21 protein-coding genes are annotated in these 21,377 nt (G+C 72.3%); 14 read left to right on the top strand and 7 right to left on the bottom strand.

All coding sequences use genetic code 11. The features are described from left to right. The first annotated feature begins 238 nt into the window (after positions 1–238). Positions 239–1,213 carry a hypothetical protein gene (locus IEY30_RS08815; RefSeq protein WP_030194471.1) on the top strand — a complete coding sequence of 325 codons (975 nt, stop codon included), beginning with the start codon at positions 239–241 and terminating at the stop codon, positions 1,211–1,213. A gap of 150 nt (positions 1,214–1,363) precedes the next feature. Here IEY30_RS08815 and IEY30_RS08810 read toward each other — a convergent pair whose 3' ends face one another. Beyond that, a complete protein-coding gene (locus tag IEY30_RS08810) occupies positions 1,364–2,188 on the bottom strand; it encodes an enoyl-CoA hydratase/isomerase family protein (RefSeq protein WP_030194474.1) in 825 nt (274 codons plus the stop codon). Between the two features lie 152 nt (positions 2,189–2,340). Here IEY30_RS08810 and IEY30_RS08805 point away from each other — a divergent pair, with 152 nt between their 5' ends. Further along, the gene (locus IEY30_RS08805; protein ID WP_013493416.1) at positions 2,341–2,514 is read left to right on the top strand and encodes a DUF3117 domain-containing protein; all 174 of its coding nucleotides are present in this window, start codon (positions 2,341–2,343) and stop codon (positions 2,512–2,514) included. Between the two features lie 149 nt (positions 2,515–2,663). Here IEY30_RS08805 and IEY30_RS08800 read toward each other — a convergent pair whose 3' ends face one another. Continuing rightward, entirely contained in the window at positions 2,664–3,287 is a 624-nt protein-coding gene (locus IEY30_RS08800) for an O-methyltransferase (RefSeq protein WP_030194477.1), read from the bottom strand. A 72-nt stretch (positions 3,288–3,359) separates the two neighbouring features. Between IEY30_RS08800 and IEY30_RS08795 the strand changes: the two genes are divergently transcribed. The 7 genes from IEY30_RS08795 (at position 3,360) to IEY30_RS08765 (ending at position 11,164) form a co-directional block, all read left to right on the top strand. After that, positions 3,360–3,818 (top strand): hypothetical protein, encoded by a 459-nt coding sequence (locus tag IEY30_RS08795; protein WP_030194480.1) that lies wholly within the window; start codon positions 3,360–3,362, stop codon positions 3,816–3,818. A 166-nt stretch (positions 3,819–3,984) separates the two neighbouring features. Then, on the top strand, positions 3,985–4,644 hold the full coding sequence (gene sigE / locus IEY30_RS08790; RefSeq protein ID WP_052358326.1) for an RNA polymerase sigma factor SigE: 660 nt from the start codon (positions 3,985–3,987) through the stop codon (positions 4,642–4,644). A 17-nt stretch (positions 4,645–4,661) separates the two neighbouring features. Beyond that, positions 4,662–5,366, top strand: a complete 705-nt coding sequence (locus tag IEY30_RS08785; protein ID WP_030194486.1) for an anti-sigma factor — start codon at positions 4,662–4,664, stop codon at positions 5,364–5,366. Further along, on the top strand, positions 5,363–6,976 hold the full coding sequence (locus IEY30_RS08780) for a S1C family serine protease (protein ID WP_030194488.1): 1,614 nt from the start codon (positions 5,363–5,365) through the stop codon (positions 6,974–6,976). Before IEY30_RS08785 ends, IEY30_RS08780 begins: the two co-directional genes overlap by 4 nt. 55 nt (positions 6,977–7,031) lie before the next feature. Beyond that, complete coding sequence (locus tag IEY30_RS08775; protein WP_030194489.1) at positions 7,032–7,388, top strand: twin-arginine translocase TatA/TatE family subunit; 357 nt, start codon at positions 7,032–7,034, stop codon at positions 7,386–7,388. A gap of 102 nt (positions 7,389–7,490) precedes the next feature. Further along, positions 7,491–9,338 (top strand): ABC transporter ATP-binding protein, encoded by a 1,848-nt coding sequence (locus IEY30_RS08770; RefSeq protein ID WP_081920344.1) that lies wholly within the window; start codon positions 7,491–7,493, stop codon positions 9,336–9,338. Continuing rightward, positions 9,335–11,164 carry an ABC transporter ATP-binding protein gene (locus IEY30_RS08765; protein ID WP_030194497.1) on the top strand — a complete coding sequence of 610 codons (1,830 nt, stop codon included), beginning with the start codon at positions 9,335–9,337 and terminating at the stop codon, positions 11,162–11,164. The genes IEY30_RS08770 and IEY30_RS08765 overlap by 4 nt, the downstream gene beginning before the upstream one ends. A 216-nt stretch (positions 11,165–11,380) precedes the next feature. Here the strand turns inward: IEY30_RS08765 and IEY30_RS08760 are convergent, their stop codons facing one another. The 4 genes from IEY30_RS08760 to IEY30_RS08745 form a co-directional block, all read right to left on the bottom strand. Beyond that, positions 11,381–12,520, bottom strand: coding sequence for an Mrp/NBP35 family ATP-binding protein (locus IEY30_RS08760; protein ID WP_030194500.1), 1,140 nt, complete (start codon positions 12,518–12,520; stop codon positions 11,381–11,383). A 63-nt stretch (positions 12,521–12,583) separates the two neighbouring features. Next, positions 12,584–13,138 carry a DUF1003 domain-containing protein gene (locus tag IEY30_RS08755; RefSeq protein WP_030194502.1) on the bottom strand — a complete coding sequence of 185 codons (555 nt, stop codon included), beginning with the start codon at positions 13,136–13,138 and terminating at the stop codon, positions 12,584–12,586. Next, positions 13,135–14,442 (bottom strand): magnesium transporter MgtE N-terminal domain-containing protein, encoded by a 1,308-nt coding sequence (locus IEY30_RS08750; RefSeq protein ID WP_030194505.1) that lies wholly within the window; start codon positions 14,440–14,442, stop codon positions 13,135–13,137. Before IEY30_RS08750 ends, IEY30_RS08755 begins: the two co-directional genes overlap by 4 nt. A 17-nt stretch (positions 14,443–14,459) precedes the next feature. Next, a complete protein-coding gene (locus tag IEY30_RS08745; RefSeq protein WP_188960119.1) occupies positions 14,460–15,155 on the bottom strand; it encodes a hypothetical protein in 696 nt (231 codons plus the stop codon). An 89-nt stretch (positions 15,156–15,244) separates the two neighbouring features. On the opposite strand from IEY30_RS08745, the gene IEY30_RS08740 reads away from it, so the two are divergent. After that, positions 15,245–16,360, top strand: coding sequence for an HpcH/HpaI aldolase/citrate lyase family protein (locus IEY30_RS08740; protein ID WP_052358328.1), 1,116 nt, complete (start codon positions 15,245–15,247; stop codon positions 16,358–16,360). Continuing rightward, positions 16,357–17,235 (top strand): HpcH/HpaI aldolase/citrate lyase family protein, encoded by an 879-nt coding sequence (locus IEY30_RS08735; protein ID WP_030194508.1) that lies wholly within the window; start codon positions 16,357–16,359, stop codon positions 17,233–17,235. Before IEY30_RS08740 ends, IEY30_RS08735 begins: the two co-directional genes overlap by 4 nt. A 37-nt stretch (positions 17,236–17,272) precedes the next feature. Here IEY30_RS08735 and IEY30_RS08730 read toward each other — a convergent pair whose 3' ends face one another. Further along, the gene (locus IEY30_RS08730; protein WP_030194510.1) at positions 17,273–18,067 is read right to left on the bottom strand and encodes an alpha/beta hydrolase-fold protein; all 795 of its coding nucleotides are present in this window, start codon (positions 18,065–18,067) and stop codon (positions 17,273–17,275) included. An 85-nt stretch (positions 18,068–18,152) separates the two neighbouring features. Here IEY30_RS08730 and IEY30_RS08725 point away from each other — a divergent pair, with 85 nt between their 5' ends. The 3 genes from IEY30_RS08725 to IEY30_RS08715 all read left to right on the top strand — a co-directional run bounded on the left by IEY30_RS08725 (position 18,153) and on the right by IEY30_RS08715 (position 21,269). Next, positions 18,153–19,052: an extensin family protein gene (locus IEY30_RS08725; protein WP_052358330.1), complete on the top strand. Its 900-nt coding sequence runs from the start codon at positions 18,153–18,155 to the stop codon at positions 19,050–19,052. 59 nt (positions 19,053–19,111) lie between these two features. Next, positions 19,112–20,521 (top strand): proline--tRNA ligase, encoded by a 1,410-nt coding sequence (proS, locus tag IEY30_RS08720; protein WP_030194514.1) that lies wholly within the window; start codon positions 19,112–19,114, stop codon positions 20,519–20,521. Between the two features lie 91 nt (positions 20,522–20,612). Continuing rightward, entirely contained in the window at positions 20,613–21,269 is a 657-nt protein-coding gene (locus tag IEY30_RS08715) for a nitroreductase family protein (protein ID WP_156035116.1), read from the top strand. The last annotated feature ends 108 nt before the right edge of the window (positions 21,270–21,377 follow it).

The following is a 21,377-nucleotide window of genomic DNA, read 5'->3' as shown; positions in this document are numbered from 1 at the left end:
CGAATTGGACCGAGCCCCGACCGGCTCCCGACCGCCCGTGGTCGAGCAGCTCGGATGAGGTTGCCGATGATGCGGCGCCCGGTGTGGCGATCACCCCACCGGGCGCAGGACCATCCCGCACGCGATGGGTCGGCCCATGCGGCAGCCGCCGTCCACACCCGGCCCGACCCGGCCTCGACTGTCCACAGCCCCGTGCGGCTCGCAGACGTCGACACTCCGCTGCCTCCAGTCTCCAGGCATGGCGCTCACCGAGACGGCCCTGGATCTCGCCCGGACCCAGTGCGGGGTGCTGACCCGGACCCAGCTTCTCGCGTCCGGTGTCAGCCGCGAGACGCTGCGCTGGCGCGTCGGCCGGGACTGGCGGCTGCTGCTACCGGGGATCTATGTCCTCCAGACCGGTCTGCCGTCCGAGGAGCAACGGCTCGTCGCCGCGCAGCTGTTCGGAGGCGACGGCGCGTGGCTGGCAGGCTCGACCGCTGCGGCACTGCACGGACTGCGGGCCTGTCAGGCCCGGCTTCCGATCCGGGTCCTCGTGCCGGCGCCGCGTCGATCCCGTCGTGTCGCGTGGGTCGACATCCGGAGCACGACCCTGCTCGGGGAGCCACTCGTGCCGCGGGGGTCCCTCCGGCTCGGATGCCTCGCCAGAGCCGTCGTCGACGCTGCGGTCGAGACCCCCGACGAGCGCAGCGCGCGGGCTCTGGTGATCGAGGCGGTGCAGCGCCGGCTCGTCCGGCTCGATGACCTCGAGCACTGGGTCGACGCGCGGGGGCGCCAGCACTCGCGACGCCTGCGTCGGGTGCTTGCGGAGGTCGCCGCCGGCGCCTGGTCCGCTCCGGAGGCCGACCTGCTGGCACTGCTCCGCACCTCGGACCGGCTGCCCGAGCCGATGGCCAACCCGGTGCTGACCGGGCCGGGAGGGCGCCTCCTCACCTCACCCGACGTCTGGCTGGATGACGTCGGCATGGCCGTACTGGTGCAGTCGAGGGCGTTCCATGCCGACGGCCTGGACTGGGACGACACCGTCGAGCAGGCGTCGGACCTGTCAGCCGCGCGGGTCGTCGTCGTGGGTGTGACACCGTCGGCGCTCGCGCGCGACCCGAAGGCCCAGCTCGCCCGGATCGAGCTGGCCCACGCGGAGGCAGCACGCACTGGCACGCGCGCGCCAGTCACGGCGACGGCGCGGCCGACACTGCCGCTCGAGCGGGCTGGCTGAGAGCCGGCCGATGGTCCGCCGGATGGTCCTGCGCCTGGTGGGGTGATCACCACACCAGACGCAGGACCATCGGCACCGTCATCCGTCGGGCACGGCCCATCCGTTCGACGAGAGCCGGCGCAGACCGTGACGGCCGCGGACGGCCTGGGGTCAGGCGCCGGTGTAGGTGGGCTTCTCCTTGGCGAGGAAGGCGTCGACGGCGGCGCGGTGGTCGCTGCTGCCACCGGTCAGGGCCATCAGCTCCGCCTCGTTGGCCAGGGCGTCGGCGAGGTCGGCGCTCGCCGAGTACGCCACGGCGCGGCGGATCGAGCCGTAGGCCAGCGTCGGACCGTCGGCCAGCGTCCGGGCCAGCTCGGTCACCGCCGACTCCAGCTCGTCGTCGGGCACGACCTTCGTCACCAGGCCCAGGGCCAGGGCCTCGGCGGCCGGCACGGTGCGCGGCAGCAGCAGCAGCTCCTTGGCGCGCGCGGGCCCGACGAGCCGGGGCAGCGTCCACGAGGCGCCCGAGTCGCACGAGAGCGCGATGCCGGCGAACGAGGTGTTGAGGCCGGCGCGCTCGGACGCGATGCGGAAGTCGCAGGCGAGCGCGAAGCTGAGGCCCGCACCGGCCGCGACGCCGTTGAGCGCAGCCACCACGGGCTTGTTCATCGTCGACAGCGCGATGACGATCGGGTTGTAGTGGTCGGTGACGGTCGTGGCGAGCGTGGAGTTCGGGTCGCCGAGGCTGCGCACGTGCTCCTTGAGGTCCTGCCCGACGCAGAAGGCGCGACCGCTGCCGGTGAGCACGACGCACCGCACGGCCGGGTCCTCGCCGACCTCGCGCAGCGCCGCCACGAGGGCGTCCTTCAGCGCGTTGTCGAGGCTGTTCATCGCCTCGGGCCGGTTGAGCCGGAGCCACGCGATGCCGTCGGCCACGTCGACGAGCAGCGGCTCCGGCGAGGCGGCGGTGGAGGGGGACTCGGGCGTCTGCGTCATGGGCGTCACTCTGTCCCAATCCGTCCCGTTGCGGAAGCGTGGCCCGCCCGCAGGGGCCGTGACGTGCCCTCTGTCACATCCCCAATTAGGTCTCGCAAACGAGACACGGAATAATGGTGCCAAAGACCGAGGATTCCTAGGGAAGGGGAACCATGGCAGCAATGAAGCCGAGGACCGGCGATGGCCCGCTCGAGGTCGTCAAGGAGGGCCGCGGCATCGTGTTGCGGATGCCCCTTGAGGGCGGCGGGCGACTCGTCGTCGAGATGACCCCCGACGAAGCTGCAGCTCTGCGTGACGCGATCCAGGGTTGTGACGGCGTCAACTGACCCTTCCGCCTGATCCAGGTTCGACGGCCCCTGACCTCACGGTCGGGGGCCGTTTCGCTACCCCGGACAGAGATCACGTATGCCGCGTGGCGGGCCACCCGGCATACGTGATCCCGGTCGTCCCGGTCGACCCGGGCGTCGCGAGCGACTCAGCGCTTGACGGCGACGAGCAGGCCCTCGCCCACGGGCAGCAGCGAGACGATGAACTGGTCGTGGTCGCGGATGGTGCGGCCCACCTCGCGCAGGGTGCGCGTCTCGGTGTCGCGGTTGGCGGGGTCGGACTCCTTGTCGGACCACGTCATGACGAGCGTGCCGCCCCGGCGCAGCAGGCGCGTGGCCTGGGCGAGGTAGTCGGGGTACTCCTCCTTGTCGGCGTCGACGACGACGAGGTCGTAGGCGCCGTCGGTCATGCGGGGAAGCACCTCGAGGGCACGGCCGGCGATGACGCGGGTGCGTTGGTGGGCGATGCCGGCGGCCGCGAAGGCGTCGCGGGCGGCCCGCTGGTGCTCGGTCTCGAGGTCGATCGTGGTGAGGATGCCGTCGACCGGCATGCCGCCGAGCAGCCAGAGGCCGGAGGCGCCGGCGCCCGTGCCGATCTCCATGACGGCCTTGGCCCCGGTGGCCGCGGCGAGCATCTGGAGCACGGCACCCACCCCGTTGCCGACGGCGGGGGCCCCGAGCTCCTCACCGCGGTGGGTGGCCTCCTCGACCTGCTCGCTCGGGGTGACGAACTCCTCGGCGTGCGACCACGCGGCGACCTTCTGGGTGCTCATGTTCGTCACCCTACTGTGACCAGATGGGCGCTTCCGGCACCCCGTCGCCCCGATCGGGGTAAGGATCAGGTCATGGACGAACAGGACAAGCCGACCACGGAGCACCGGCGTCCGCAGGGCGTCGACGACGCCACGGTCGAGGCCCTCGGCAAGCTGTCCGAGGCCCTGGAGGTCGTCGAGGACGCCCGCGGCCACCTCTACGGCTTCCACCGCCTGTCCGGCATGGCCGACCTCACGCTGGGGGAGGCCGTCGACCTCTTCCGCGAGGCCGGCCATGGCGAGCTCGCCGACCGCCTGCAGACCGAGCTCGTCGGGCGCAACGTCGTCCAGGGCCGGTGGACCTTCCAGGTCGTCGAGGAGTACGACGACGACTACTACGCGACGTTCAAGCGCCTCGAAGCCTCCGCACGGGACGACCTCGTCGGGGGTCGCCGCCACCTCTTCGAGGCCGAGATGAAGGAGGACCGGCGCACGCACGGTCGGGCCCACCACGAGGCGGTCCCGCACGACGGCAGCGAGCAGGCGCCGTGAGCGGGCGCTGTGGGCAGGGCACGAACCAGGTGAGCGCCCACCCACAGCAGAACCACAGGTTCCGGCTGGCGGCCGGACAGCCCCATCCGAGACGATCGTCGGGAACGAATCAAGCGCAGACGGCGTTCAAGTCGTTGACTCCTCCCCGTGAAAGGCCCTCCTCCTCGTGAGCACCAGCGTGACGTCCACCTCTCCCACCTCGGTGGAGCAGGCCGACTCGACGTGGACTCCCCCCACGTGGGAGGAGATCGTCGAGCAGCACTCGGCGCGCGTCTACCGCCTGGCCTACCGCCTCACGGGCAACCCGCACGACGCCGAGGACCTGACGCACGACGTGTTCGTGCGCGTCTTCCGCTCGCTGCACTCCTACCAGCCGGGCACCTTCGAGGGCTGGCTGCACCGCATCACGACCAACGTCTTCCTCGACAAGATGCGTCGCAAGCAGCGCATCCGCTTCGACTCCCTGCCCGACGACGCCGCCGGCCGTCTCCCGAGCTACGAGAAGGGCCCCGAGCAGACCTACCACGACGCCCGTTTCGACGACGACGTCCAGCGCGCGCTCGACGCGCTCGCGCCGGAGTTCCGTGCCGCGGTCGTGCTCTGCGACATCGAGGGCCTCTCCTACGAGGAGATCAGCGCCACGCTCGGCGTCAAGCTCGGCACCGTGCGCTCGCGCATCCACCGCGGCCGCGCCCAGCTGCGCGAGGCCCTCGCGCACCGCGCCCCCGAGGTCGCCGCGGCGGCCCGTCCCGCCAAGCCCGAGTCGCGCGCCGCGCGTGCAGGCCTGCGCCTGCCCGGCCGCCGCGTCGCCGCGAGCTCGCGCTAGGACCGGCAGGTGATGTCGTGACGCCGCACCTCAAGGGCCACGTCCGGGCCTACGTCGACCGCGCCCTGCCGCCGGCGATGCTGCACCTCTACGACAAGCACCTCGTCTGCTGCACCGTCTGCCGTGCGGCAGCCGACCAGGAGCGCCGCATCGTGGCCGCCCTGCGCTCCGACACCGGCGTCCCGATGAGCCTGCGCACCTCGCTCATGGGCCTTGCGGCCGCCCCGTCGGGCGATCCCCAGCCGGCTCCGCAGGTGTCGCGGGGTCCGCGGATCCCTCTGCCACCGGCCGGATTCCGTATGCCGTCCGCCCCGTCCTACGAGCCCGTGCCGACCGTGCGCCCGACCGCTCCCGCCCTGCACCGCTCGCCGATGCGGGCCGCGGTCGTGGCCTCGATCGCCGCCGGCGCCTCGGTCGCCGCGGCCTGGGGGCTGGCCATCGCGCCGGTGCCCGGCTCGCGCACCCCGTCGGTCCGGGGTCCGGTGGCCAGCTTCGGCGACAGCTCCGTCAGCGCCGTGAACTTCGGCGGCTCCGTGCTGCGCAGCGACCGTGTCACGCCGGTCACCCGCGACCAGGCCCGCGGCTCGGGTGACATCGGCGCGGGCAACGTCCCCTACTGGGTCGTGACCACGCGGTCGTCCAACCGGGTGCTCGGCACGAGCACCGGCCTCGTCGCCCCGGTGCGGGTCACCAACGTCCGTTCGGCACAATCAGGTCCATGAGCGACGAGCCGACGACGCCGGGCCCCGAGCCGACGGCAGCTCCCGAGCCCGCGGTGCCCCACGACCCAGGGGCCGTGTCCGGCGACGAATTCGCGCCGACTCCCGCGAGGGAGCAGACCGGCATCATCGACCTGCACGACACGCAGGCCATCCCGTCGCGCCGCACCGAGCCCCAGGGCGACGACGCCTGGTTCGATGTCTTCGGCGGCGAGCACCCCAACGATGGCGCGGGCGTCCCGGCCCGCGCCGACTCCGCGTGGGGGAGCGACCGAGCCGACGCCCTCGCGGAGCAGGCCCACCGCTCCGCGTACGCGCCGCCCGCGGCCGCCGATCCCGCGACCGGGCCCGCTGCTGCTGGTGCTGCCCCCGCCTCCGGTGCGGGCAGTCCTGCAGACCCCATCGCCCCGGAGACGAGCGGTGCAGCGGCAGCCGGGCACACGGCATACGCAGGCCCCGTCCCTCCCGGCCCCGCGGATGACCCGAGCGCGGGCGCGTCGGCCGCCGGGACGCTGCTGACCGCACCGGCTCCGGCGCGTCGACGTGGGCGCGGACGCCTCGGGGCGGGGATCGTCGCCCTCTGCCTGCTCTCCGGCGTCATCGGTGGCGTCGCCGGCCAGCTCGTCGACGACCGCGTCAACCTCGGCGGCTCGACGCTGCCCCAGCCCGGTCCGGGCGCGACCCAGCGGCCCGCGGGCTCGGTCGCCAACATCGCCGCCGTCGCGCTCCCGAGCGTCGTCACGATCAAGGTCGACGCGGGCAGCCAGGGCTCGGCGACCGGCTCGGGCTTCGTGCTCGACACCAAGGGCCACGTGCTGACCAACAACCACGTCGTCGAGCCGGGCGTCAACGGCGACATCGAGGTCGTCCTCAGCAACGGCGACACCGAGAAGGCCACCATCGTCGGGCGCGACACGAGCTACGACCTCGCCGTGCTCAAGATCAACCGCACCGACCTCAAGCCGCTCACCCTCGGTGCCTCCGACCAGGTCGTCGTCGGTGACCAGGTCATCGCGGTCGGTGCCCCGCTCGGTCTCGACCAGACCGTCACCACGGGCATCGTCAGCGCGCTCAACCGGCCTGTCCAGCCGGGCGACCCGGGCGAGGCGTCCTACATCAACGCGATCCAGACCGACGCGGCGATCAACCCCGGCAACTCCGGCGGTCCGCTGCTCGACATGACGGGCAAGGTCATCGGCGTCAACAGCGCCATCGCCCGCGTGCCCGGCACGAGCGGCTCGACCGGTGGCAGCATCGGCCTCGGCTTCGCCATCCCGAGCGACCAGGCCCGGCGCACCGCCGACCAGCTCATCACCACCGGCAAGGCCACCCACCCGGTCATCGGCGTCCAGCTCAACCGGACCTTCTCCGGCGAGGGAGCCCAGGTCGACGACAAGGCCGACGCCGTGACCTCCGGCGGCCCGGCGGCCAAGGCCGGCGTCAAGCCGGGCGACGTCATCGTCGGCTTCGAGGGCAAGCGCATCCGGACCCCCGACCAGCTCATCGTGTCGATCCGCGCGAGGGCGGTCGGGGACACCGTGAGCCTCAAGGTCCAGCGTGACGGCAAGGAGCTCGAGCTCCGGATGACGCTCGAGGCCGATCCGGCCAAGTAGCTCTCGACTCGCCACCGTAGGATGGCGCAGCCGGTACGCGTGGAAGCGAGGGACTGTGTTCGACATCAACGGGTGGGAGCTGCTCCTGCTCGGTCTGCTCGCGATCCTCATCCTGGGTCCCGAGCGCCTGCCCGAGTACGCCGCGAAGTTCGGCAAGTTCGTCCGCCAGGCCCGTGGCATGGCCGACCGCGCCAAGCAGCAGCTCAAGGACGAGATGGGTCCGGAGTTCTCGGACGTCGACTGGCGGGCCTACGACCCGCGCCAGTACGACCCGCGCAAGATCGTGCGCGACGCGCTCTCCTCACCCCCTGACGAGGACTACGAGCCGTCGCCGGCCGTCGACAAGCCGGTGAGCACGCCGCAGGGTCACGACCCGTCCGTCCCGACCCCCTGGGACAACGAAGCCACCTGAGGCCCTCGCCGGGTCTCCGGGCGCTCAGCGCCGCCCGGACTCCCGGATGAATCTCTGACCCAGAGGCATCACTGTCGGACGTCGGGGTTATGGTCACTGCTGATGCCTGCTGACCCGACCTCGCACCCGCCCGCCTCAGTTCGGTCCCTGTGGCGACTGCGGGGCTACCTCCGGCCGCACCGGTGGGCCCTCGTCGTCATGTTCGCGGTGTCGCTGGCCGGTGTCGGTGTCACCATCGCCATCCCGCTCGTGACCCGCGCCATCATCGACGGGCCGATCACGCGGCACGAGCTCGGGCCCGTCCTGCCGCTCGGGCTGCTGGCCCTGGCGCTCGGCGTCCTCGAGGCCGTCCTCATCTTCGTGCGCCGGTGGGTGCAGTCCAATGCCGTGCTCGGCCTCGAGAGCGACCTGCGCCGCGACCTCTACGAGCGGCTGCAGGCCCTGCCGATGAGCTTCCACACGCGGTGGCAGTCCGGGCAGCTGCTCTCGCGGGTCACGACCGACCTCTCGGCGATCCGCCGCTTCAGCGGCTTCGGGCTGCTCTTCCTCGTCATCAACATCCTGCAGGTGCTCGTCGTGACGGTGGTGCTGCTGACGATGTACTGGCCGCTGGGCCTCGTCGTAGCCGCCACGGCAGCACCCATCGTGTGGCTCTCGATGCGGTTCGAGAAGGCCTACGTCGTCGTCTCGCGCGGCGTGCAGGACCAGCAGGGCGACCTCGCGACCCTCGCCGAGGAGGGGGCCGTCGGCATCCGGGTCATCCGGTCGTTCGGTCGCGGTGACCACATGGCCAGGCGCTACGACGAGGCCGCGCTCCAGGTGCGGGCGACGAGCCTCGACAAGGTCCGGCTGTCGGCGAAGTTCTGGACCTTCCTCGAGGTCATCCCCAACCTCGCCGTCGTCGTCGTGCTGCTGCTCGGGGCCATCGGGGTGGGCCGCGGCGCCCTGACACCCGGCGAGCTCGTCGCCTTCATCACGCTCCTGCTCTCGCTCGTGTGGCCCGTCTCCTCGCTCGGCGTCATCCTCGCGATGGCCCAGGAGGCCATGACGGCCGCCGCGCGCGTGCTCGAGATCTTCGACACCGAGCCCGACATCGTCGCCGGCGACCAGCAGGTCCCTGCGCCGCGAGGCCACCTGCGCCTCGAGCACGTCGACTTCGCCTTCCCCGACGCTCCGGACCAGCCGGTGCTGCGCGACGTCAACCTCGACGTGCCGCCGGGGCAGACGCTCGCGATCGTCGGAGCCACCGGGTCCGGCAAGACGGCCCTGACGGCCCTCGTCCCGCGCCTGTTCGACGTGACGGGCGGCCGCGTCACCATCGACGGGGTCGACGTGCGCGACCTCGACCTCGTCAGCCTGCGCAGCCTCGTGGCCACGGCCTTCGAGGAGCCGACCCTCTTCTCGATGAGCGCCCGCGAGAACGTCACGCTCGGCCGGGCCGACGCGGCCGAGGACGACGTGCTCGCCGCCCTCGAGATCGCCCAGGCCGGCTTCGTCCACGACCTGCCGTGGGGTCTCGACACCCGCATCGGTGAGCAGGGGCTGTCGCTGTCCGGTGGTCAGCGCCAGCGGCTCGCGCTGGCGCGGGCCGTGCTGTCCCGACCGGCGGTGCTCGTGCTCGACGACACCCTGTCGGCCCTGGACGTGCACACCGAGAAGCTCGTCGAGGAGGCGTTGTCCAACGTGCTGTCGCAGACCACCGGCCTCGTCGTGGCCCACCGCGCCTCCACGGTGCTGCTCGCCGACCGCGTGGCCCTGCTCGAGGACGGCACCATCACGCACGTGGGCACGCACCGTGAGCTGCTCGAGAGCGTGCCCGCCTATCGCGACCTGCTGGCCGCGGACGCCGTGGTCGACGCCGAGGTCGGGGACGGTGGGGCCGGCGGCGACGGTGGTGGCGGCACGGCGGATGCCGCCGACCAGCGGTCGGGCGACGAGGTGCGCGCATGAGCACGCCCGCCCAGCAATGGCGCGGCGTCGCCTCGGACGACATCGAGGGCGACCTGACGGCCGAGACGTCGGCCCGGCTCGCCGGCCGCTCCCGTCGGCTCCTGGGCGAGGTGCTGCGACCCTGGCGGCGCGCGCTGTGGTGGCTCATGGTCGTGGTCGTCGTGGAGAACGCCGCCCGCCTGTCCATCCCCTACCTCGTCAAGGAGGGCATCGACACCGGCATCCCGCCCATCCGTGCATCCGGCGACCTCGGCCCGCTGCTGCTCGTCGTCGCCCTCGTGCTCGTGGCCACGGTGACCCAGGCGGTGTCGCGCAACCTCTTCCTCGTCCGGTCCGGGCTGATCGGGCAGGACATCCTGCTCTCCATCCGCCGCCGGGTGTTCCGCCACTTCCAGCAGCTGAGCCCCGCTTTCCACGACCGCTACACCTCGGGCCGGGTCATCTCGCGGCAGACCTCCGACGTCGACGCCATCTACGAGATGCTCGAGACCGGTTTCGACGGCCTCGTGACGGCCGCCCTCACCCTCGTCGGGACCTCCGTGCTGCTGCTCGTCCTGGACGTCAAGCTCGGCCTCGTGGCCCTGCTCTGCGGGCCCGCCCTCGTGCTGCTGACCAACTGGTTCCGCAAGGAGTCGGCCAAGAGCTACCGCGCCACGCGCGAGAAGGTCGCGCTCGTCATCGTCCACTTCGTGGAGTCGATGAACGGCATCCGGGCCGTGCAGGCCTTCCGCCGAGAGCCGCGCAACCAGGCGATCTTCGACGACGTCAACGACCAGTACCGCCGGGCAAACCTCGTCGCGTTCCGCCTCGTCGCGTGGTTCATGCCCGGCATCCGCCTCATCGGCAACGTCACGATCGCCGCGGTCCTGCTCTACGGCGGCTACCTCGCCTACCACGGCGAGGTCACCATAGGCGTGCTCGCGGCGTTCCTGCTCTACCTGCGCCAGTTCTTCGAGCCGATGATGGAGATCTCGCAGTTCTACAACACCTTCCAGTCCGCGTCGGCGGCCCTGGAGAAGCTCTCCGGGGTCCTCGAGGAGGTGCCCGACGTCGCGGAGCCCACCGACCCGGTGCCGCTGGCCGACCCGCGCGGCGAGATCCGGTTCGACGGGGTCCGGTTCGCCTACGTCGAGGGCGCCGACGTGCTCCCGGACCTGGACCTCACGGTGCCTGCGGGCCAGACCCTCGCGCTCGTCGGCACGACCGGTGCCGGCAAGACCACGATCGCGAAGCTCGCCACGCGGTTCTACGACCCGAGCGGGGGAGCGGTGCTCCTCGACGGCGTCGACCTGCGTCGGCTCGCTGCCACGGACCTGCACCGTGCCGTCGTCATGGTGACGCAGGAGAGCTACCTGTTCACCGGCACCGTCGCCGACAACATCCGGTTCGGCCGGCCTGACGCGACGGACGAGGAGGTCGAGTCCGCGGCACGGTCGCTGGGCGCGCACGAGTTCATCACCGCCCTGCCGCAGGGCTACGACACGCCCGTCTCCAACCGGGGCGGGCTGCTCAGCGCCGGCCAGCGCCAGCTCGTCGCGTTCGCGCGCGCCTTCCTCGCCGACCCCGCGGTGCTCATCCTCGACGAGGCGACGTCATCGCTCGACATCCCCTCCGAGCGACTCGTCCAGCGGGCCCTCGGGACGATCCTCGCGGGGCGCACCGCCATCGTCATCGCGCACCGCCTGTCGACCGTCGAGAACGCCGACCGCGTGCTCGTGCTCGAGCACGGCCGCATCGTCGAGGACGGGACGCCGGGTGAGCTCGTCGCAGCCGGGGCAGGTCGCTACTCCGACCTCCACCGCGCCTGGGTCGACTCCCTCGCCTGACCGGCGTCACCCCGCGGCGACAGCCCGCCGCGCCCGTGCGGGGCCTGGCCTGGCCGCGCTTCACCAGACCGAACGCAGCGTTCGGTCGCGAGCTCACTGTTCCAACAATGCTTTCGCCACCGAACGCAGCGTTCGGTGGCGAAAGCGGGTGAGTGCGGCAGAGGCCAGCCGGGGGCAAGCCGGGCGTCAGCCGCGGTCAGCCAGCGGCCGGGTCGGTCAGCGGCCGGCCGGGGTGAGGCCCAGCGAGCGGCCGGCGAGGCCGCGGGCGCGCGAGCCGAGGTTGCGTGCGATGCCGCGCAGCGCCACGGCCGCAGCCGTGTCGGGCTCGCCGAGCACGACCGGGGTGCCGGTGTCGCCGCCCTCGCGCAGGCGCGTGTCGAGCGGGATCTGGCCGAGCAGCTCGACGGGGGCACCGATGCTCTTGGTCAGCGAGTCGGCCACGGCCTGGCCGCCGCCGGACCCGAAGATCTCCTGGCGCGTGCCGTCGGGCAGCTCGAGCCAGCTCATGTTCTCGATGACACCGACGACGCGCTGGTGCGTCTGCAGCGCGATCGAGCCGGCTCGCTCGGCCACCTCGGCGGCGGCCTGCTGCGGCGTCGTCACGACGAGGATCTCGGCGGTCGGGATGAGCTGCGCGACGGAGATCGCGATGTCGCCGGTGCCGGGCGGGAGGTCGAGCAGCAGCACGTCGAGGTCGCCCCAGAAGACGTCGCCGAGGAACTGCTGGAGCGCGCGGTGCAGCATCGGCCCACGCCACACGACGGGCTGGTTGCCGGGCACGAACATGCCGATCGAGATGACCTTCACGTCGTGGCTGATGGGCGGCAGGATCATGTCGTCGACCTGTGTCGGGCGCTGCTCGACGCCGAGCATGCGCGGCACCGAGAAGCCGTAGACGTCGGCGTCGACGACGCCGACGCGCAGACCCTGCTCGGCCATGGCGGCGGCGAGGTTGACGGTCACCGACGACTTGCCGACGCCGCCCTTGCCGGACGCGACGGCATACACCCGCGTGAGGCTGTTGGGCTTGGCGAAGGGGATCTCCTTCTCCGGGGCGCCGCCGCGCAGCTGCGAGCGCAGCTCGGCGCGCTGCTCGTCGCTCATGACGTCGAGCTCGACCTCGACCGAGGTGACGCCGTCGAGCGCGAGCAGGGCGTTGCTCGAGTCCTTGGTCAGGGTCTCCTTCATGGGACACCCGGACACGGTGAGGAAGATCGCGAGGTCGACCTTGCCGGCGTCGTCGATCTCGACCGACTTGACCATGCCGAGCTCGGTGATCGGCTTGCGGATCTCTGGGTCGTTGACCTTCGACAGGGCCGTGAGCATGGCGTCACGGCTGGGCAGTGCGACAGACATGTGTTCCATCGTATGCGTCGTGCCGAGGCCCCCGGACCACGGCCGGAGTGCGCTCGCTCACGGTCAGTGCCGGTTGTCCCTCGCGTCGTCCTCGGCGGCGCGGACGATCGATCGCTCCTCGAGCTCGTCGAGGAGCGAGCGCAGCTCGGAGCGCACGAAGTCACGGGTGGCCTGCTCGCGCAGGGCGAGACGCAGCGAGGCGACCTCGCGGGTCAGGAACTCGGTGTCGGCGAGGTTGCGCTCGTCGCGGGCCCGGTCCTGCTCGAGGGCGACCCGGTCGCGGTCGGCCTGGCGGTTCTGGGCGAGGAGGATCAGAGGCGCGGCATACGACGCCTGCAGGCTGAGCATGAGCGTCAGGAAGATGAAGGGGAACTCGTCGAAGACGAGCGACCGCGGGGCCAGGACGTTCCAGGCGATCCACGCGGCGACGAAGACCGTCATGCCGATGAGGAACTGCGCGGTCCCCATGAAGCGCGCGAACTGCTCCGAGAGGACGCCGAACGCCTCCTGGGTCAGGGTGATCCGCGGCAGCACCCGTGCGCGCTGCTCCTGCGGCTGGTCGAGCTTGTCGCCGCGCACGGCGCGGGGGCCGGGGCGACGCTCGGCGCGCTCGCTCACGGCTTCACCCCCAGCTCATGCCGCTCCTCGCGCCAGTCCTCCGGGAGGATGTGGTCGAGCACGTCGTCGACCGTGACCGCCCCGATGAGCCGCCCGTCGTCGTCGACCACGGGGAGCGAGACGAGGTTGTAGGTCGCGAGCGTGCGCGTCACGGTCTCGAGCGAGGCCGTGGCGACGACGGGCTCGATCTCCTTGTCGATGATCGACCCGACGGCGCCGTGGGGCGGCTCGCGCAGCAGGCGCTGGATGTGGACGAGGCCGAGGTAGCGGCCGGTCGGCGCCTCGAGCGGGGGGCGGCAGACGTAGACCATCGAGGCGAGGGCCGGGGCGAGCTCCTCGCGGCGGACGGTCGCCAGGGCCTCGGCGATCGTCGCCTCGGGACCCAGGATGACCGGCTCGGTCGTCATCATGCCGCCGGCGGTCTTCTCGTCGTAGGCGAGCAGACGACGCAGCGGCGCGGCCTCGTCGGGCTCCATGAGCTGGAGCAGCTCCTCGGCCTGCTCGGGCGGCAGGTCGGCGAGCAGGTCGGCGGCGTCGTCGGGCTCCATCGCCTCGAGGACGTCGGCAGCGCGCTCGTTGGCCAGGCCGGCGAGGATCTCGACCTGGTCGTCCTCGGGCAGCTCCTCGAGGACGTCGGCGAGCCGCTCGTCGTCGAGCGCTGCGGCGACCTCGGCGCGACGCTTGGGGTTGAGGTCGTGGATGACCTCGGCGAGGTCGGCCACCTTGAGGTCGTCGTAGGTCTCGAGGAGGCGCTCGGCGCTCTGGGCGCCGGCCTGCTCGTGCAGCCCCACGACGTCGCGGATGTCGACGAGCATCGTCTTGCCCGACCGGCGGCGCGTCAGGCGCGACATCGCCTTGGAGGCGGGGGACACCCCTGCGGGCGCCTGGCGCACGAAGACGCGGGTGCCGAGCCAGTCACGGCGGGGTCCCTGCTCGATGGCGATGTCCTCGACGAGCGCGTCGGCGAAGCCGGCCTCGACCGCCTCGGCGGTCGTCACCCGCACGGTGCGGTCGAAGAGCTCCGCTGCCACGAGGACCTCGTTGGTGCGCTGCTCGAAGCGGCGCATGTTGACCAGGCCGGTGGTGATGACGGCGCCGGCGTCGATCGAGGTCACGCGCGTCATCGGGACGAACACGCGGCGCCTGCCGGGCACCTCGACGACGAGGCCGATGACGCGCGGCTCGGGCCGGTTGACCGAGAACATCACGACGACGTCGCGGACCCGCCCGACCTGGTCACCGAGCGGGTCGAAGACGCTCAGTCCGGTCAGGCGCGCGACGAAGACGCGGGTGCTCGCACTCATGGGGCAAGGCTATGGGGTCAGCGTCCACGCCGACGGGTGCCACGTCGCTGGCGCTTCTTGCGCAGCTTGGCCCGCTCCTTCGCGGCGCGACGGCCGGCCTTCGCCTCGTCGCGGGCCCGCTTGCGCTCGGCCTTCTCCTCGCCGCGTCCGCCCCAGTGCCAGGGGCGCCACGCCGTGGTCGTCGCCGCGGTGCGCGCCGGAGGCTGGCGGTGGTCGCCGGCGGCATACGCCCCCGGGGACTCGAGCGGGCTGTCGAAGGGGACGAGCGCGGTCACGGTGCACTCCGCGGCCCACCGGGTCAGGGAGTCGTCGACCGAGTTGAGCCGTGCGGCCCGGAGCAGCTCGGTGGCGCGCTGCCACTCCGGCGTGCCGGGCTCCAGGACGTGCACGTGGGCCCGGACGGTGAGCAGCCGGCCGCCGGTGTCCTTGCTGCGCAGGATGATCCGGACCTCCGGCGGCATCCACGGCAGCGGCTGCTCGCCCGGTCCGCTGACGACGAGGGCCGCGCCGTCGTCCCAGACGTGCCACGCGGGCCAGGTGCGGTCGCCGTCGACCTCGATCCACAGCAGGCCGGACTTCGTCATCGCCTCGCCGAGCAGGGCCGCCGAGTTGCCCGCGCCCTGGTCGCGCCGCTCGCCCTCCGGCTGCGGGGCGGACTGCTTGGAGGGCTGCCGGGAGGGCTGCGGGACGGGCTCGGTCGCGCGCTCGGTCACAGGGCCACCATAGTGATCCCGCCCATATCGGTGGCACGCGTGACTGTCGTCATAACGCGGGCCGACCGGCCGTTGCTACGTTGACGCCCATGCGCAGCGCCAAGGACTTCTTCCGCCCGCTCGCGGTGGGGGCGCCGACGCCCCTGACGCAGGTGCCGGCCCGCCCGTCCCGGGTCATCCACTTCTTCGACCCGAGCAACCCCAAGATGGCCGCGAAGGTGCCCGGCATGGTCGGCACCGTCGACGTGCTCCTCGGCAACCTCGAGGACGCTGTCAAGGCCGACAGCAAGGAGGCGGCGAGGGCCGGTCTCGTCGAGATCGCCAAGGCCACCGACTTCGGCCAGGACACCCAGCTCTGGACGCGCATCAACGCCCTCGACAGCCCGTGGGCCCTGGACGACCTCACGACGCTCGTCACCGAGATCGGCGACAAGCTCGACGTCATCATGGTCCCCAAGGTGCAGGGCGCCGAGGACATCCACTACGTCGACCGCCTGCTCGCGCAGCTCGAGGCCAAGGCCGGGCTGACCCGCCCGATCCTCGTGCACGCGATCCTCGAGACCGCTCGCGGCATGGTCAACATCGAGGAGATCTGCGGGGCCTCGCCGCGCATGCAGGGTCTCTCCCTCGGGCCGGCCGACCTCGCCGCCGACCGCCGGATGAAGACGACCCGCGTCGGCGGCAGCCACCCCGGCTACCTCGTGCGCACCGACCCCGTGGACGGCGACATCACGGGTGCGCGTGCCACCGCGCAGCAGGACCTCTGGCACTACACGATCGCGCGCATGGTCGACGCCTGCGCCATGCACGGCATCTACCCCTACTACGGCCCGTTCGGCGACATCCAGGACGTCGTCGCCTGCGAGGACCAGTTCCGCAACGCGTTCCTGCTCGGCTGCGTCGGCACGTGGTCGCTGCACCCGGTGCAGATCGAGATCGCCAAGCGCGTCTTCAGCCCGTCCGCCGAGGACGTCGCGCACGCCCGCCGCGTCGTCGCCGCCATGGGAGACGGCACCGGCGCCGTGATGCTCGACGGCAAGATGGAGGACGACGCGAGCCTCAAGCAGTGCCTCGTCATCGTCGAGCTCGCCGAGCGCCTCTCGCAGACCGACCCCGCGCTCGCCGAGCTGTATGCCGACGCACGGGGGGCCACGCCCCCCGTGGACCCCCCGACAGCGCCCGCCGCCCGGGAAGGTGCGCGATGACGCAGCAGATGGCATACCGCCCTCGTCGCTCGGTGCTCTACATGCCGAGCTCCAACGAGCGTGCGCTCGAGAAGGCGAAGACGCTCCCCGTCGACGCGCTGATCCTCGACCTCGAGGACGCCGTCGCGCCTGACGCCAAGGATGCGGCGCGCGAGAATGCTTGCGCCGCAGCGCGATCCGGTGACTACGGTCGACGCGAGCTGACGATCCGGGTCAACGGACTCGGCTCGCAGTGGCACGACGCGGACCTCGCCGCGGCGGCTGCTGCAGGCCCCGACGCGATCGTCGTCCCGAAGGTGAACTCGGCCGACGAGGTGCGCTTGCTCGTGGCCGCCATGGAGGCCGCCGGAGCCCCGGACCACACCAGGCTCTGGGCGATGGTCGAGACCCCGGTGGCCGTGCTCCACGCCGAGGAGATCGCGCGCGCCTCCGACCGGCTCGCGTGCCTCGTGCTCGGGACCAACGACCTCTACAAGGAGATCGGGGCGACGTTCGCCCCCGGTCGTGCCGCCATCGCGACCAGCCTGCAGCTGGCGCTGCTCGCCGCGCGGGCCGCGGGTGTCGCCGTCGTCGACGGTGTCTTCAACGACGTCAAGGACGGCCACGGCTTCCTCGCCGAGGCCCGCCAGGGGCGCGAGTGGGGCTTCGACGGCAAGACGCTGATCCACCCGGGACAGGTCGAGCCGGCCAACGACGTCTTCGCCCCGAGCGCGGCCCAGGTCGAGGATGCCCGAGCCGTCATCGACGCCTTCGAGCAGGCCCAGGCGCAGGGGCGCGGCGTCGCGACGCTGAACGGCCGCCTCATCGAGAACCTCCACGTCGACACCGCGCAGAAAGTGCTGGCGACCGCGGAGGCCATCGCCGCCCTGTCGTGACCGGCTGGACGCCGGGTCAGGTGGTGCCTGGCGCCGCTCAGCTCCGCGCGGCGGCCCAGGCCATCTCCGCCGCGACGTTGCCGCCCCAGAAGTCGTCGTCGTGCCCGCCGGGAGTGAAGTGCGCCTCCACCCCGGGCAGCCGTCCCGCGAGCGTGCGGTTGGCGGCGATGAAGGGGTCGGAGGTGCCGCAGTCGAGGCGCACCGGGATCCCGGACAGCTGCGACAGGCGGTTGAAGATCGAGTGCCGGTCGAAGTCGGCGCGTCCGTCGTAGGCTCGCGCCGGCGTCTGGCGGCCCTTGAGCCACAGTGCGGCGCTCGCGGCGACGACGCCGCAGACCCGTGAGCGGCCGAGGTCGCTCGCGAGGAGCAGGGCGCCGAAGCCGCCCATGGACCACCCGAGCAGGGTCACCCGGGCCGAGGCAGGCAGCCCGGCCGCCTCGAGTGCCAAGGGCAGCAGGGCGTCCCGGACCATCGCGCCGGTGTCGCTCCCGTCGCTGCGTGCGTGCCAGTAGCTGTTGCCGCCGTCGACGGAGACGAGCGCCATCCTCGAGGTCTCCACGGCGTCGCCGAAGCCGAGGTTGAACGCGTCGTCGGCCGACCCGCCGAAGCCGTGCAGCGCCACGACGAGACCTCGCGGTCGCGCCGCACGCGGCACGGCCATCCGCCACCGTGGCGCCTCGAGGCCGAAGCCGTCCGGGAGCACCCCGTCCGACAGCACGGGGCCGCTCGTGCCCGAGGACGAGCAGCCGGCAAGTCCGGGTGTGAGGGCGGTCGCCAGGGCAGCGCCGCCGAGCAGCACAGCGCGCCGCGACGGTCCACGGTCGGTGGGCATGGCGGGAGCGTAGTCGCGCACGTCGCGCCCATCCGTGACGCGGCGCGGCGGGATCGGCCGGCGGCCCTCGCGCGTTGGAGCAGTCATGAGCCAGCAGCCGCGCGAGCGTGAGACCACCACGCCACCCGTCACCGGCGGTGACCGTGCGGGCCTGTCCCGTCGCCGGCTGCTGACGCTGGGCGCCGTGGGCGCCGTGGGTGTCGTCGCGGCGGGTGGGGCGTATGCCGTGTCGCGCGGTCCCGGGCTGCCGTCCCTGCCGCAGCTGCCGGGCCTGGTCGAGCCGTCGCCGCCGGAGCTGCGGATCGACCCGCAGCCGGTGGACTTCGCCGACCTCGCAGCGCGGCGGCGCATCGGGTCGGCGGCGTACGTCTACGAGGTCACGGGGCGGGCCGCCACGTACTACGTGACCGAGCCCTTCGGTGCGCGGCTCGACCGCTGGCTCGCCCTGCACCGGCGCCACGTCGGTCAGGCTCCGGACGAGATCCGTTCCTACGGGGCGTGGGTGCGCGGGTCGTCGACGTCGTGGCACAGCTCCGGCGAGGCCATCGACATCGCCCGGCTCCGTGCCGACGGTCGCGACCTCACGTCGCTGCGCCACGACCAGTGGCGCGATGCGCCCGCCACCGAGCTGAAGCGTCGACTGTCGCTCTACTGGCGCACGGCTGCCGGGCTGCACCACGAGTTCGCCGACGTGCTCACCTACCTGTTCGACGCGGCGCACGACAACCACATCCACGTCGACCTCGGCCGGTTCGGACCGGAGCAGCCGCGCCTCATCCGCCGGTCCGACGCGCAGGTGCAGGCCGTCCAGGCCATGTGCCGCCACGTGTGGGGTCGCACCGACGTGCAGATCACCGGCGACTTCGACGACGTGACCCGGGACGCGACGACGCAGATCCTCGAGAAGGCCGGTGGGCCGGGCGAGCTGGCCGACTCCCGCGAGGCGTGGCAGGCCTTCATGGTCGCCACGATGGAGCACGCGTGACCGCCTGACGACGCGCATGGCATACGACACGTCGCCGGGCCGACCGTAGGATCGGGCGCATGCCCAAGACCGTGCTCACGCCCCAGTCCGAGGACTTCCCGCGCTGGTACCAGGACGTCGTCGCCAAGGCGGAGCTCGCCGACAACGGCCCGGTGCGCGGCACGATGGTCATCCGGCCGTACGGCTACTCCATCTGGGAGCGCATGCAGGCCGACATGGACCGCCGCATCAAGGAGGCCGGCGCGCGCAACGCCTACTTCCCGCTCTTCATCCCTGAGTCCTACCTGAGCCGCGAGGCCGAGCACGTCGAGGGCTTCAGCCCCGAGCTCGCCGTCGTGACCCACGCGGGTGGCAAGGAGCTCGAGGAGAAGGTCGTCGTGCGCCCGACCTCCGAGACCGTCATCGGCGAGTACATGGCCAAGTGGACGCAGAGCTACCGCGACTTGCCACTCCTGCTCAACCAGTGGGCCAACGTGGTGCGATGGGAGCTGCGGCCGCGGATCTTCTTGCGCACTAGTGAGTTCCTCTGGCAGGAGGGTCACACGGCGCACGCCACCGAGGAGGACGCCCGCCTCTACGCGAAGCGCATCCACGAGGACGTCTATGCGCCCTTCATGCGCGAGATGCTGGCGATGCCAGTGGTGCTCGGCCGCAAGACCGCGCGTGAGCGCTTCGCCGGTGCAGCGAACACCCTTGCGCTGGAAGCGATGATGCGCGACGGCAAGGCGCTGCAGATGGGCACGAGCCACGAGCTCGGACAGAACTTCGCGCGGGCCTTCGACATCGACTACCTCTCCGAGCAGGGCCGGCAGGAGACCTGCTGGACGACGTCGTGGGGCACCTCCACGCGCATGCTCGGCGGCCTCATCATGGGCCACGGCGACGACCAGGGACTGCGGGTGCCCCCGCGTCTCGCGCCGGTGCAGGCTCTCGTCATGGTGGTCAAGGACGGCGAGGGGGTCCTCGAGGCCGCCCGCCAGGTCGTCGCCGACCTCGTCGCTCGCGGCGTGCGCGCGGAGCTCGACGCGCGCGTCGACACCCCCTTCGGCCGTCGCGCCGTCGACGCGGAGCTCAAGGGCATCCCGGTCCGGGTCGAGGTCGGTCCGCGTGACCTCGCCGAGGGCTCGGTCACCGTGGCCCGTCGGATCGCGGGCGGCAAGTCGTCGGTGCCGCTCGGGGGCGTCGTCGACATCGTGACCGGCGCGCTCGAGGAGGACCACGAGGGTTTGTATGCCGCCGCGCTGGCCCATCGGGACGCGAACACCACCGCGGTCGAGTCCCTCGAGGACGCCGCGGAGGCGGCCCGCACCGGCTGGGCGATGATCCCGTGGTCCACGCTCGGCCCGGAGGGTGAGGCGACCCTCGCCGAGTCGGCCGTCACGGTTCGCTGCCTCACGATGCCCGACGGGTCGGTGCCGGCCTCGGAGGACGCGGACGGTGTGCTGGCGGTCGTCGGGCGGGCCTACTGACGGCTGCCGGCGTGGCACCGGACACACGAGTGGACGGGAAGAGACGCGGCTGCGGCATGGTTGACGGGTGCGTGAGGACGGTGAGCGAGACGTGACGGACCAGACGAGCGCAGCTGGGCGGCATACGCCCTCTGCGGTGCCGGCGCAGCCGGAGATCCTCACCCCGCTGCTCCGCGACCGCGAGAGCGTCATGGTCTACGACCGCTCGCACGTGCTCGGGCCCGACGCGCTGCGCGCCATTCTCGAGGCCGCACGGTGGTCGCCGTCCGCGGGCAACTCCCAGCCGTGGGGCTTCATCGTGGGCCTGCGCGGCGACGACACCCACGCGGCCATGGTCGAGGTGCTGTCGTCGGCCAACCAGGTCTGGGCGCCGTCGGCGTCGGCGATCATCCTCACGCTGCACCAGGTGGCGACCGACGAGGACCACGAGATCGCCTACAGCGACTACGCGATGTTCGACCTCGGCCAGGCCGTCGCTCACATCACCGTGCAGGCGCGCTCGATGGGGCTGCAGGTGCGTCAGTTCGGCGGCTTCGACCACCGCGCCGCGACCGAGCGGTTCGCCGTGCCGCCCCACTGGGCCGTCACGACGGGCATCGCGCTCGGGCTGCCGGCCGGTCCCGACGACGACACCGAGATGCCGGAGTGGGTGCGCACCCGCGCCCGGCTGCCGCGCTCGCGCCTGCCGCTCGAGGCGTTCGTCCACTCGGGCAAGTTCGGCCACGCGGCGGACTTCCTCACCGACTGACACGTCGAAAGGCCACAAACCGGGGCTCCGTGGTGACCACTCGGTCTCGGACGGGCCGGTTTGTGGCCTTTCGACGGATGAAGGCGGATGGAGGCCACCCCACGAACG

Origin of the sequence: Terrabacter tumescens (assembly GCF_014646815.1) — a bacterium.
In the GTDB taxonomy this organism is placed as follows: Bacteria; Actinomycetota; Actinomycetes; order Actinomycetales; family Dermatophilaceae; genus Terrabacter; species Terrabacter tumescens.
Note: the sequence above shows the minus strand (reverse complement) of the source record. Positions and strands in the feature narration are given on the sequence as shown.